Here is a 13,164-nt window from a genome sequence, read left to right on the forward strand (position 1 = left end):
GCTACGACCCCTCCATCCACCAAGCCAACAACAAGGTCAGCACAGCCGCTGAAGAGCCCTTGGCGGCATAGAGGTTGACTCAGGAAACTCACGCGCGGTCGGATCGGTGAACCAGCGGTAGGGGGCGCTGCGCGCCTCCCCGGTGTAGCGGGTCTGCTCCCCGAGCAGGGCCACTGCGGGCGGCGTCTGCAGCAGGGTCTCGCCGAGCGGGCCCATGACCTGTGCCGGCGTGTCCTGCAGCCGGTCCACCATCCGCATCAGCCCCGGGCTGACGTGCTCGCCGCGCAACTGCCGGTGCGGTGTGCGGTGCCCGCACAGCAGGAACAGGTGATCGCGCTCGTCCGGGGTCAGACGCAGGCCGCGGGCGATGGCGGCCGCCATCTGCTGCGAGGGCTGCGGCCCGTCCCCCCGCTCCAGCCGGGCCACGTAGTCCGCGGACATGTCGCACAGTTCGGCCACCTCCTCCCTGCGCAACCCGCGGGTGCGGCGCCGCGATCCGCGCCGCAGCCCCACGTCCTCCGGTTGCAGCGCCTCCCGCCGGGCCCGCAGGAAGGCGCCCAACGAGGCGCGGTCCACCGACTGTTCCATGAATGAAGCCCTCCCCGAAGTCCGGCGCGCTCCGTACACCGAGACGTAGACCGATCCATACGTCGATCCGATCGCCGGTCCGTCGGTCGAGCGCCACCGTACGCATCGTCGCAGGCCCGAGCGGGCGCAGCCACGGACTGTGCGTCAGTGGATGAGCGGGTCCTTCATCCGCGCCGCCGGGTGCCGTGGACTGGGCGCAGTTCCGCGGTGACCGACACCACGGCGAGCGAACGGAAGAGGTCCCCATGGACAAGCGGATGGGCAAGTGGACGGCCGCCGACCTGCCGGACATGACCGGGCGGAAGGTGCTCATCACCGGAGCCGGCCGTGGCCTCGGGCTCATCGCCGCCCGCGAGTTGGGCCGCGTCGGCGCCCGTGTCGTGCTGGGGGTGCGCAGTCCGGAGCAGGGCCGCCGGGCGATCGCCGGGCTGCCCGGCGACTTCGACGTGCGGCGGCTGGACGTCTCGGACCTGGGCTCCGTACGGGAGTTCGCCGAGGAGTGGACGGGAGACCTGGACGTCCTCATCAACAACGCCGGTGTCATGGACGTCCCGGCGGCACGCACCGCCGACGGTCTCGATGTGCAGACCGCGACGAACTACACCGGTCCGTTCGTCCTGACCGGCCTGCTCCTGCCGTACCTGACCGACCGCGTCGTCAGCGTGACCAGCCAGCTGCACCGCCAATCCAAGCTGGACGTGGCCGATTTGGACTGGCGGTCGCGCACCTACCACCCGATGCACGCCTACCGGGACTCCAAGCTCGCGGTCGTCCTGTTCTCCCTGGAACTCCAGCGCCGGCTGACCGCCTCGGGCAGTCGGGTGAAATCAGTCCTCGCCCACCCAGGCATCGCCACGACATCGTTGGCCGCGCACTCCTCGGCGAACGCCGTCAACCGCCTCGCGTTCCTGCTCAACGACCCCGAACACGGCGCCCTGCCCGTCCTGTACGCGGCGACCCAGGACGTGCCGGGCAATGCCTACGTCGGCCCGGACGGCATCGGCAGCATCAAGGGCCACCCCACCGTGCGCAAGCCCGGCCGGGTCGGCCTCGACGAGGCGAAGGCCGCCGACCTGTGGCAGGCGACCGCCGCCCTGACGGGAGTCGGCGGGTGAGCCACCGGCAAGTGGCCGAGCCCGCCGACACCGTCAGTGGTGGTCAGCCGTACGTCACGGTGACCGGCGTGCGCACGCTGCGCGCCGGCAGCGTGAGCGTCAGGGTGCGGGTCGTGCTGTCGAAGTGGTAGGCGTCGGGCGAGAGTTGGGCCCTCCCCACCCGGACGGTGCTCGGGGCGGTGACGCCGAGGAGGGCGACGGTCCACTGCCGGGTCCTGACCTGGCCGTGGAAGGACCCGGTCGCGGGGTCGATCGTCACCGTGCGCCGGGAGCCGTTCTCCCGGTACCGGATCTTCGTGACGGCGCTGTGGCCGCGCCCGGCGGTGGTGCCGTCGTCCTCGTAGAGGGCGTAGGAGCCGGAGGCGCCCGCGGCGACGGTGAGCGTGACCTTGGTGAGCGGGTTCTTGTCGTTGCCGGTGACGTCGCCCGTGCGGGTCGGGACGACGGCCCCGGCCTTCACGAACACCGGCATGGTGTCGAGACCGGTGGTGACGCTCTGGGTGGTGCCGCCGGCGTAGGTCTTCCCGGTGAAGTAGTCGGTCCAGTCACTGCCCGGCGGGAACCACACCGAGGTCGTGGCCGTGGTGCCCGGCGTGGTGACGGGGGCGACGAGCATGTCCGGTCCGTAGAAGTACTCGCTGCCTGAAGTGGCGTATGCCTGCGGCTCGTTGGGATATTCGAGGTACATCGGGCGGGTGACCGGGACACCGGTCGTGGCGGCCTGCTGCGCCAGCGAATACGTGTAAGGCACCAAGTTCTCGCGCAGGTTGAGGAACTTGTCCGCGGAGGCGCGAGCCGCCGTGCCGTACTGCCAGGGCAGTCGGTCGCTGTGGTTGCTGTGCAGCCGGTCGATGGGCTGGAAGGTGCCGAGCTGGACCCAGCGGGCGTACATGTCGTCGGGGAGTTTGTGGGTGGTCTGGGTCGTGCCGCCGGAGGTGTACGTCTCCGAACCGGTCAGGTTCGTGGTGTCGTTGTGGCCGCCGATGTCATGGCTGATCGCCGACATGCCGGTGGCGGCCGCCTCGCCGGGCGTGTAGCCGACCTCGGCCTTCAGGGTGCCCCAGGTGGAGGCGGTGTCGCCGGTGAAGTGGACGGTGGTGCGCTTGTCGGCCCACGGACCGGTGGGCAGCGCCTGCTGGCCGCTGTAGCCGCCGGCCTGGAGCGATCCGTAGGCGCGCGAGACGACGAATCCACGGCCGATGCTCTTGTCGGCGTCCGTGGCGTACTGCTGGTTGATCCACGCGTCGGGGGTGACACCGGGCAGCGAGGACTGGGAGTTGTCGCAGCACCAGTCCGGCCACCAGAAGTCGTTGCCCTGCTGGTCCATGGTCTGATGCAGGTCCATGTACGCCTTGAGCTGGTCGGGATCGCCCCAGTCGAAGGTGTAGCAGTCCCCGGGGCCGGCGTTCGCGGCGGAGGCACAACCGCCCTTGTGCAGCTTGCCCTTGGCTGTGGCCTGGGCCTGGGCGAACTGCGGGTCGCCGCTGAGGATGCTGGGATGGGTGTTGAGCGTGTTGTGCAGACCCTGCGCCGCTGACCAGTCGAAGAACCCCTTCGGATCAGGGAACTTGGCCCGGTCGATCTCCCAACCGCTCCAGGTGTTCGGCGACTTGAAGTCGGTGTCGGTCACCAGCACGTCCAGCGGCACGCCCTCGGCGCGGAAGGCGGGCAGGATCCGGTTCTGGTAGTCGGCGGCGGTGCGGTCGATGTACTCCGAGTACCAGACGCCGTACGCCCATTGGGGAAGCAGCTTGGGCGGGCCGGTCAGGGTGGCCAGGTCGGAGAGTGCCTGCTTGTAGTCGTGGCCGTAGCCGAAGACGTAACCGTCCTGGTAGGGCGTGCCGCCGCGCGCGGGCCGCTGGGTGACCTTGTGGGTGCCGGTGTCGTACAGCGCCGAGGACGTGTCGTCGAGCAGGTACCAACCGTCCTTGTACAGCAGGCCGGGAGTGGTGCTCGGAGCACCGTTGTCGCCGTTGAGACCGTCGAGGCTGCGGCGGTAGCCGCCGAGCGCCAGGTGGGGTTGCGGGGTCGGTGAGTCGGCCGCGGTGACGGAGACCGTGTCGAGGTTGATGTGACAACTCGCCGCGTCCGGACAGCCGATGGCGATGTCATTGGCTCCGGCCTTGAGGGTGACGGGGACCGAGGCGGTGGCCCAGGTGTCCCAACTCCCGGTGACGGGCAGCGACAAGGTCCGCGTGGCGCCCGCGGCGGACACCGTGGCGGTACGGGTCTGGTAAAGCCCGTCACCACCACGGGCATTGGCATAGCGCACCTGCAACGCATAGGTGCCGTCGGCCGGTACGCCCACCACATGGGTCGACACCCCTGCTCCCTGGTTCAGTTCGCCCAGGAAGCCGCTGCCGGAGTAGCCCGCGTGGTCGGTGGCCACGACCGGCGAGCCCGAGATGCGGTCGGCCTCCGCCTCGCAGTTCACCCCGAACCGGCAGTCCGTGATCGCGGTCGTGGACGTCGGCGGGAATGCGCCGCCCTGATTCACCAGCGCAACACTGTCGATGTTGACGTTGCCCGAGTCCGCGGCGGTCCTCGCCAGCGAGATGGTGTGGTGACCGGCGCCGAGCTGTACAGCGCTCCTCGCCAGACCCCACGCGTCCCAACTCCCGGTCGCAGGCAGGCTTACCGACCGCTCCGCGCCGCCGTCCACCGACAAGGTCAGGGTGCGCGTCGCGTTCTGGCCGTCGCCGCCGACGGAGTTGGCGTACCGGACGTCGAACTCGTAGGCCCCCGACGCGGTGACATCGATGTCAGCCGACAGGGAGTTGCCGGTCCCCTCGAACCCGGCGAGGAATCCGGAGCCGGTGTACCCGGCATGATCCGAGGCCACGCCGACCCCACTGTGAGCCGTCTGCTCGGCCTCGCAGAGGGCGCCCAACCCGCAGGTGAGCCGCTGCCAGGGCGCGGCGCCCACCGATGCCCCGCCGGAGGTCTCCTGCACGGAGAGATTCCGGGCCTCGAACGGTCCCGAACCGACCTGGTACTTGAGGGTGAGCGCGCTCGTCCTGATGGTCAGCCATCCGTCGGACGTGCTCGTGGTGTACGAGGGCGGCGTGAACGCGCCGCGGCCGATCGCGTTGAACGTCGCGCTGTCCGTGAACTTCCCGTCCTGCGCGTACTCGGTACGGATCAGGGTCGGGGAGAGGACCTGGAAACGTGCGTTGCCCGATGTCACCGAAGAACTCCGGTGGCCCGGCTGCCCGTTGGCCGACGCCTCCCCGGTTCCGGACACGACCATGGCGGCCAGGCTGCTGACGAGGGCGACGACGGTGACCCGTCGTCGCAGGAAACGCGTCGTGCGTAAGGGCGATCTTCTTCTCACGGACAGCTCCGTCCTGAACAGAGATGAACCACACCGACATACGGATGGAACATCAGCGCCGAACAGAACGACAGCCCCTTGCGGCCTCCGCTGTCTCAGGCCGTGCCGAAGGCCTCGTCCCGGGCCGTGTCTCAGGCCGCCCCGAATGCCGCGAACGCCCACCCCGTCGCCTGGTGCATCGCGTCGCCCGGCAGGGCGGCCCGGGCGTCGCGCAGGGCCTCCGCCAGGGAGAGGCCGACACTGAGGCCCTTGTGCAGGGCGAGCATCAGCGGGACCACGGCCGCGTCGTTGACCGGCGCGCTGCTCGCCACCACCCCGGCCGTGCCCAGCGGCAGCAACGCGGCGACCAGGCCGAGCAGTTCGTCCGCGCCGACCGAGGCGAGGCGGGCGGTGTCGCAGCTGGACAGGATGATCCGGTACGGGCTGCGGTCCAGGCGCTCGAAGTCATGGACGATCAGCGGACCGTCCGCCATCCGCAACGACGAGAACAGCGGGCTGTCGGCGCGGAAGACACCGTGCGCGGCGATGTGCGCGAGTTCCGCTCCGTCGAGTTCCTGCAACACCCGCGGCACGCGCGCCTCGTCGTGCTCCAGCAGGGTCGGCCTGCCGTACCGGTCGGCCAGTTCGGGCACCTCGGCGCCACCGGTCGCCAGCCCAGGCCCGCGCACCAGCACATGGCGTCCACCGGGCGGCGGCTCGGTCTCCCGGGCACGCAGCCAACTGCTCGCCGACGGCGACACACTGAGCACCCGCTCGCGCAGCGACGGCAGCAGCGCCCACGGCACGCGGTGCAGCCGCCCGGGCGGTACGACGACCACGGGCCCGGAGCCCAGGTGCGCGGCCGCCGGTCCGAGCAGCAGCTCCTCCAGCCGGCGCCCCATCGCCTCGACCACCGGAAGCCTGCCCTCCGCCCCGGGGTGGGCCAGCCGCCGCAAGCCGGCCTGCACATGCTCGGCCTCGCGTTCGGCGTCGGCGACCGGTCCCGCCTCGAACCGCCTGACCCGGCCCTCCCCGCACAGCAGCACCTGAACGCGCCCGTCCAGCACGGCGAGCTCCACCAGCCGCACCTCGCCCAGCCGCTCCAACAGCCGAGCGGGGTCGAAGCGGGCCCCGTCGCCGGGGGCGTCGCCGCGCATGTGCAGGGTGCGGGAGCGGATCTCCCGCTCCAGGCGTCGCTGTTCACGCTCCAGGGCGGGCAGCGGACGGCCCTCCATGCGGGCCTCCTCGGCCTGGGCGGCGATCACCCGGAACGAGGTGAGATCGCCGACGAGCACGGGATCGGCGGGCGGTCGGGTCGGCGGCGCGGACAGCACGGTGGCCCGCCAGCGCTCGCTCCACACCAGCAGCCGTCGCGGCCCGCCGGACTCCACACTGGCCTGCTGCGCCAACGCGGCCAGTTCCGCGCCCTGTTCGGTGGCGCGGGCCCGCAACTCCGAGGCGCCGAGCGTCATCCGGTGGTCGTCGAGCACGTCGAGGCCGCGCCGGCAGGCCTCCAGCACACCCCGGCTCGAACCGGCGGAGCGGGCTCGCAGCGCCTGCGCCGCCCAGCCCGTCATCCGCGCCAGCGGCGGCCCGCTGTGCCGACTGCGGGCGGCCACCGCCAGATGCCGTTCCGCGTCCGCCGTCCAGCCGAGGCCGAGCGCGATCCGGCCCGCGAGGAGGGAGGCCTCCGGGGCGACCGGGGCGCCGAAGGAGGCGAGCTTGTCGGCCACCGCGGCGGCGTCCGCGACCAGCCGCCCCGAGCCCCGGCCGGCGGCCACCCGTGCCTGGATCAGCACCAGCCGGGCGTGCGCCTCCCACCAGGGGCGCCGCTGCCCGGCGAACAGCCGAACCGCCAGCTCCGCGCGCGCGATCGACGTATGCGCATCGCCCGCCCGCCGGGCCGCGTGGGCCGCGACCAGCAGCAGCTCCGCCTTGCGGGTGGCCTGACCGCCGATGCCGTCGAGCACCCCGATCGCCGCGTCCGCTTCGGCCAGCGCCTCCGGGGCGAGCCCGGCCGCCATCAGGACCTCGCAGCGCCGGATGTAGAGCATGAAGGACGGCGTACCGAGCTTGGCGTACCGCTCCTCGGCCTCGTCGAACAGCCGCAGTGCCACCGGGATGTCGCCGGACCGGTACGCGGCCAGGCCCCGGCTCTCCACCGCGTCCGCCTTGTCGTGCTCCTGGCCGGTGGTGTCCCACAGGGCCTCGGCCGCCGTGAAGTCGGCGTCCGCCCGGTCCACCGCACCCAGCGCGAGGTGCACGGTCGCGCGCAGCGTCAGCGCCCGGGCCACCCAGATGACGTCGTCCACCTGCCGCAGCACGGGGATCGCCTTGCGCACGTCCTCCAGGGCCTCGCGGTGCCGGCCCAGCACCCAGCCGGCGTAGGCCCGGCGGAACAGCACGCGCGCGCGGGTGTGGCCGGTGCCGCGCTCCACTCCGCGCTCCAGCGCGGCCAGACCCTGCTGAGTGCGCCCCGCGTGCACCAACGCGACCCCGAGCGCGGCCAGGACATCGGCCTCCCGGTCGGCCGACTCGGCGCGCGCCGCGAGATCCCGCGCACGCCGCAGGTGATAGAGGGCGATCTTCATGTCGCCCCAGTCCCGCTGCCAGATGCCGATGACCTGGTGGGCGATGGAGGCGTGCAGCAGCGACGGATCGGCGTCGAGCACACCTTCCGCCCTCGCCAGCGCGTCTTTCGGGGCGGCGAACACCATCGGCAGCAGTTCCAGGACCGCGTCGCTTCCCGCTGTCACTCCACGGATGGTAGTGGTCCCGGTTGCACACCACACCGGTTTGGCGCTGTATCAAACGACGACCCCGCGGCTCTGACTAGCGACCACCGCCTCAGTGGAGGAGGACACGCCATGGCACCTCAGCGTTTCCACGAGCAGTTCGACCAGATCCAACGCTCCATGCCCGACATCCCGCTCGCCCTCGGCCCGGACGACGCGGCCGAGTTCATCTATGAGAAAGGCGTCGTCCTGGCCCGGGACGGCGAGGAGGCCCAGCTGGTCGAGGACACCGTACGCACCCACTTCGACCGGACCACGGGGCTGGTCGCGGACCGGGTGCAGCGCGTGAGTCCGCAGACCAACCGCTCGGGCATCACCCGCATCCAGGTCGGCGACCCCGGCCAGGGCGACGGGCGCGGCGACCGCGCGGTCGCGGGGGCCCTGCGCGCGCTGCGGGAACGGGAAGGACGCACCGGACGCCGCCTGGTCAGCCGTAACCACATCGTGTCCATCGCGGTGAACTCCTGCCCCGGCGACGAGCCCGTGCCCGTCCCGATCACCGAGCCGCCCAACCCGGCCGCCGCCGAGGGCGCCCACGAGGACACCGCCGTCCGTGTCCTGGTCATAGACAACGGCCTCACCCACGACTTCGGTTCCTACCCGCTGCTCGCCAACACGCAGGGCGATCCGCAGGTCCAGGAGACCGACGCGAACGGGGTCCTCCAGCAGTACGTCGGGCACGGCACGTTCATCGCCGGACTCCTCGCGGCCGTCGAGCCCAACACCGACATCACCGTGCGCAACACGCTCAACGACGCCGGTGCGGTCCTGGAGTCCGAGTTCGGCGACCTGCTCTTCGACGCCGTCGAGCGGGACGGCTGGCCGGACATCCTCAGCCTGTCCGCCGGCACCTCCAACGGCCGCGTCGACGGCCTGCTCGGCCTGGACGGTTTCATGGCCGCGCTGCGCGACCAGAGCACCCTGCTGGTGGCCGCGGCCGGCAACAACGCCAGCGCCACCCCGTTCTGGCCCGCCGCCTACGCCTCCCTGCCCGACTACGCGGACGCGGTCCTGTCGGTCGGCGCGCTGCGCAGCGACGGCGAGTTCGGCGCCTGCTTCAGCAACCACGGCGCCTGGGTGAAGGTCTACGCCCCCGGCGAGCGCCTCACCAGCGCCCTCACCGGCTTCGACGCGCCGGTCCCGTACATCTACCAGCACTCCACCTACGACGCCTGCCGCTTCGGCTTCACCTACCACTGCACCTGCCAGTACCCGGGGCACGAGGGCGTGCTGAGCGACGACGGCAGCACTCCCACGCCGGACCAGGTGCTGTTCGAGGGGTTCGCGCAGTGGAGCGGCACGTCCTTCGCCACGCCTGTCGCCGCCGGCCTGGTCGCCGCCTACATGACGGCGAACAAGGAGCAGGACCCGCGCGTCGCCGCGCGTGAACTGCTCACCGGCAACACGGAGATCGCGGAGGTGCGGGGGGCGCACGTCCCGGCGCTCCGGCCGCCCACGTGGCGTGCGATCCCCACCACGTCGGTATGAACGCGATCCACTGGAGGTCACGGTCCAGGGCCACCCCCGTCACGGCGTACGATGACATGCCGTACACGAGGGGTGGGGCCGTGGACCGAGCAGATGTCGGCGCGTTGGTCCAGTCCGCCGTCGACGGTGATGCGGCGGCCTGGAAAGCGCTCGTGGAAGGGCTGAGCCCGCTGGTGTGGTCCGTCGTGCGCGCGTACCGGCTCTCCGACGCCGACGCGCACGAGGTCTACCAGACCGTGTGGTTCCGCTTCGCCCAGCACCTGGGCAGGATCCGGGAACCGGAGAAGGCGGGTTCCTGGCTGGCGAGCACCGCGCGGCACGAGAGCCTGAAGGTGCTCAGGGGCCTGAAGCGGACGACCCCGACGGACGATCCGCAGCTCCTGGACCGGGTCAGCGAGGACCGTACGCCCGAACAGTCCTTACTGGACTCGGAGGAGGCCGCCGCCCAGAGTGAGCGCGTCCGACACCTGTGGCAGGAGTTCGCCGAACTCGGCGAGCGGTGCCGCCAGTTGCTGCGTGTCCTGATGGCCACGCAGCCGCCCAGCTATCAGGAGGTCTCCGCCTCGCTGGGCATCGCCGTCGGCAGCATCGGACCACTGCGCCAGCGCTGTCTGCGCCGGCTGCGGGCACGACTCGAAGCACGGGGTGCGGTGTGACGAACACAGACGGCACAGAAGGCACGGACGGCACGGACGGCACGGGCGGCCCGGACGACATGGACGACATGAGCGGCGACGACGCTTTCGACGACGACTTCGATCTGGACCTCCTGGAGGAGGAACTGCGCCGGGCCGCGGGCATCCTGGACCCGATCCCCGCCCAGCTCCAGCAGCTCGCCGTCGAGGCCTTCGCCCTGCACGACCTCGACGCCCGGATCGCCGAGCTGACCTTCGACTCGGTCACCGACGCCATCCCGGTCAGGGGAGCCGTGGACGTGCCGCGGATGCTGACCTTCCACGTGGGCGGGGTGACCGTCGACGTGGAACTGACCGGTCAGGGCCTGATGGGTCAGGTGCTGCCGCCGCAGACGGCCCGGATCGAGGTCCTCAGAGGACCGCAGGTCGGCTCCACGCTGACGACGGACGACATGGGGCGCTTCACCTCGACGGAGCCCCCCGCCGGTCCGTTCGCCCTGCGGCTGCGGACCGACGAGGGAACCGTCGTCACGGACTGGCTGACGGCCTGAGCGGTCGGCCCCCGGTCTCGGGGTGCCGGGCGCCCCTCACCAGGTGACGGGCAGGTTCTGGGGCCCCCGGATCATGGTCCGGCGGCGCCAGACCACCTCGTCGGAGGGGACCGCCAGCCGCAGGCCCGGCAGCCGGTCCAGGAGCGTGCCGACCAGCAGTTCGGTCTGCAGCCGCGCCAGCACGGCGCCGGTGCAGTAGTGCGGCCCGTTGCCGAAGGCCATGTGCGGGTTGGGGTCGCGGTCCGGGTCGACGGAGTCCGGGTCGGGGAAGACGGCCGGGTCACGGTTGGCGGCGAGGTAGGACACGTACACGGGGTCGCCCGCGCTGATGCGGTGGCCGTGCAGCTCGACGTCCTCCAGGGCGATGCGGGCGAGGCCCACCGAGGTGCGGTGCGGGATGTGGCGCAGGAGCTCGTCGAGGACGGGGCCCCGGGCCGCCGGCTCCCGCAGCCGCTCCCTCAACTCCGGCCGGGTGAGCGTCAGGAACAGCATCTGGCCGCAGTTGTGGGTGACGGCCTCGCCGCCGATCTGCAGCGGCCCGGCGAGACCGACCGCCTCCTCCTCGCTGATCTCGCCCCGCCCGACGGCGGCGCCGAGCAGCGAGTACACGTCCTGGCCCGTGCTGTCCGCGCGGGCTCGGATGGTGTCGGTGATCCACGCGTACATGCCGTTCTTGGCCCGGTCGGCGGCCTCTGCGCCGCCGGAGGTGGAGATGATCTGCCGGGTCCAGGAGTGCACCCGCTCCCGGTCCTCGGCGGCCACGCCCATGACCTCGCTGACCACGGCGATCGGGAACGGCTCCAGGACCCGCTCGATGAGATCGGTCGGCGGCCCGTCCCGTACGACCCCGTCCACCAGCTCGTCGAGCAGCTCCTGTGCCCGGGGCCGCAGCCGCTTCATCGCGCCGACCGTGAAGGCGCCGGCGACCGGCTTGCGCAGCCGGTTGTGGTCGGGCTGGTCGGCGAAGGCGAGTGAGCCGGGGCGGGGCTTGAAGTGCGGGGCCAGCCGGGTCACTTGACGGCGGGTGACCTCCGCGCGGCCGAACCGCGGATCGTTGGTGATCGCCTTCACGTCGTCGTACCGGGTGGCCAGCCACGCCCAGCCCTCGCCGTGCGGCAGCCGGATACGGGTCAGCGGGCCCTCGCGCATCAGCTCCGCGAGCACCGGGTCGAACTCCTCAGGACCGGCGAGGTCGAGCGCGGGCCAGTCGCGCACCGGGGGCGGTACCTGGGCGGTCAGCAGGGTGGGATCCTCGGTCATGCCCCCACCCTCACCGGCCCCCGGCCGCCTGTCGCGCGGGAGTGCTCCAGCCGGAGTGCGGGCGAGGTCAGCCCGGTACGGAGTCCACGAGGGCGGCCAGCGCGGTCGCCAGCCGGGTCAGCCCGGGGCCGGCGGGCCCGCCAGGCTCGGCCATGTACTGATCCCGGCGGATCTCCACCATGAGAGCGGCCACCCGCGGATCCTTCCCGTAGAACTCCAGCGGTACGTACGCCCCGCCGAACGGGCTGTCCACTCCCGTCTCCCCGCACCCGGCGAACGCCTCCCGAGCGGCCACCAGCAGCTCGGGCGGCGTGTGGAAGGAGTCGGTGCCCAGGCAGACCGGCGGCCGGGGGCCCTCGCCGTGCAGCTCGTAGGGCAGCGCCGTGGACGGATAGGAGTGGACGTCGATGACGACGGCCCGCCCGGTGGCGGCCAGCCGGTCGGCCACCGCGTCCGTCATCGCCTGCGCGTACGGCCGGAAACAGCGGTCGATGAGCGGCTCGGGGTCACTGTCCGCGGGCCGCAGTTCGCCCCGGTGCGTGGTCCGCGTATATACCGCACCCATCCCGACCGACAGCATCTCCTCCCGCTCGTCGGGGAACCGCTCCGGATCGACGACCAGCCGTGACAGCCGGTTGACGAACCGCCAGGGCATGACGGCCGACAGTCCGCCCGCCGCCTCGGCCAGTTCAGCGGTGTGCGCGTCGGTGATGTGGTCCAACTCCCGCTCCAGCGCCGCGTCGTCCAGCACGATCCCCGAGCGCACCTCGGCCGGGATCACCCGCGATGAGTGCGGCACGTGCAGGATCACAGGGGAGTCGGAGAGGCCGGGCAGGAGCTCGAACGCCGGGGCGGCGTGGGGCGCGGGCCGGGAGGGGTGCGGGGGCTGCGCGGGCGGCACTGGCTGCTCCAAGGGGCGTTGTCAGTGGTGCGTGGCAGCATCAAAGGTGCCACATCGACCAGCACGGAGATCCGCTGGACACCGGACATCCGTGAGCACGAACCCGGGGGAGCACCATGCCCATCAGCAACCAGCAGGCGGCCACCCACCCGTTCCTGAAGGCGCTCTACAGGGACGACTACTACCCCGACCACGTGGTCGACCGGGGCCGGGACGTCCTGCTGCGACTGTGCGAGCGCATCGAGGCCGAGCGGCCCGCCGACCTGGACGCGCTGTACGTCCTCACCCAGGCCGCCACCGAGGAGTTCAACGACCTGCAGGCCGCCTTCGAGGAGGCCGACAGCGACATCGAGACCGTGGCCCGCGAGGAGATAGCCGAGGACTTCTGGTTCGTCGCGGAGACCTACGGCTTCGAGACCGCGGACGCGGAGGAGCTGATCGCCACCCGGGACTGGTGAGCGGGGGATGTCGTGAGAGGGGGCGTTGTCGGTGGCGAGCGGGCACGCCCAGCCGGTGGC

General features: G+C 71.9%; 9 protein-coding genes and 1 pseudogene. 5 read left to right on the forward strand and 5 right to left on the reverse strand.

Going from position 1 to position 13,164, the window contains the following annotated elements:
* Positions 1 to 87: 87 nt before the first annotated feature.
* Positions 88 to 588: pseudogene (locus M2283_RS49835) on the reverse strand (helix-turn-helix domain-containing protein); the annotation flags it as partial.
* 245 nt (positions 589 to 833) lie between these two features.
* On the opposite strand from M2283_RS49835, the gene M2283_RS49840 reads away from it, so the two are divergent.
* Positions 834 to 1,703, forward strand: a complete 870-nt coding sequence (locus tag M2283_RS49840) for an SDR family NAD(P)-dependent oxidoreductase (RefSeq protein ID WP_280883268.1) — start codon at positions 834 to 836, stop codon at positions 1,701 to 1,703.
* 43 nt (positions 1,704 to 1,746) lie between these two features.
* Here the strand turns inward: M2283_RS49840 and M2283_RS49845 are convergent, their stop codons facing one another.
* Together M2283_RS49845 and M2283_RS49850 are read right to left on the reverse strand one after the other, a co-directional pair.
* On the reverse strand, positions 1,747 to 4,953 hold the full coding sequence (locus M2283_RS49845) for a TIM-barrel domain-containing protein (protein ID WP_280883288.1): 3,207 nt from the start codon (positions 4,951 to 4,953) through the stop codon (positions 1,747 to 1,749).
* Between the two features lie 215 nt (positions 4,954 to 5,168).
* Positions 5,169 to 7,733 carry a CHAT domain-containing protein gene (locus tag M2283_RS49850; protein ID WP_280883289.1) on the reverse strand — a complete coding sequence of 855 codons (2,565 nt, stop codon included), beginning with the start codon at positions 7,731 to 7,733 and terminating at the stop codon, positions 5,169 to 5,171.
* A gap of 150 nt (positions 7,734 to 7,883) precedes the next feature.
* On the opposite strand from M2283_RS49850, the gene M2283_RS49855 reads away from it, so the two are divergent.
* From M2283_RS49855 to M2283_RS49865, 3 genes are all read left to right on the forward strand, one after another.
* The gene (locus M2283_RS49855) at positions 7,884 to 9,299 is read left to right on the forward strand and encodes a S8/S53 family peptidase (protein ID WP_280883269.1); all 1,416 of its coding nucleotides are present in this window, start codon (positions 7,884 to 7,886) and stop codon (positions 9,297 to 9,299) included.
* 80 nt (positions 9,300 to 9,379) lie between these two features.
* Entirely contained in the window at positions 9,380 to 9,955 is a 576-nt protein-coding gene (locus M2283_RS49860; RefSeq protein WP_280883270.1) for an RNA polymerase sigma factor, read from the forward strand.
* A gap of 59 nt (positions 9,956 to 10,014) precedes the next feature.
* On the forward strand, positions 10,015 to 10,485 hold the full coding sequence (locus M2283_RS49865) for a hypothetical protein (protein ID WP_280883290.1): 471 nt from the start codon (positions 10,015 to 10,017) through the stop codon (positions 10,483 to 10,485).
* Between the two features lie 36 nt (positions 10,486 to 10,521).
* On the opposite strand, the gene M2283_RS49870 is transcribed toward M2283_RS49865, so the two are convergent.
* Together M2283_RS49870 and M2283_RS49875 are read right to left on the reverse strand one after the other, a co-directional pair.
* A complete protein-coding gene (locus M2283_RS49870) occupies positions 10,522 to 11,745 on the reverse strand; it encodes a cytochrome P450 (protein WP_280883271.1) in 1,224 nt (407 codons plus the stop codon).
* A gap of 67 nt (positions 11,746 to 11,812) precedes the next feature.
* A complete protein-coding gene (locus M2283_RS49875; protein ID WP_280883291.1) occupies positions 11,813 to 12,646 on the reverse strand; it encodes an N-formylglutamate amidohydrolase in 834 nt (277 codons plus the stop codon).
* Positions 12,647 to 12,762: 116 nt separating this feature from the next.
* Between M2283_RS49875 and M2283_RS49880 the strand changes: the two genes are divergently transcribed.
* Positions 12,763 to 13,104 carry a DUF5713 family protein gene (locus M2283_RS49880; RefSeq protein WP_280883272.1) on the forward strand — a complete coding sequence of 114 codons (342 nt, stop codon included), beginning with the start codon at positions 12,763 to 12,765 and terminating at the stop codon, positions 13,102 to 13,104.
* Positions 13,105 to 13,164 lie beyond the last annotated feature (60 nt).

The organism is Streptomyces pseudovenezuelae, assembly GCF_029892565.1.
In the GTDB taxonomy this organism is placed as follows: domain Bacteria; phylum Actinomycetota; class Actinomycetes; order Streptomycetales; family Streptomycetaceae; genus Streptomyces; species Streptomyces pseudovenezuelae_A.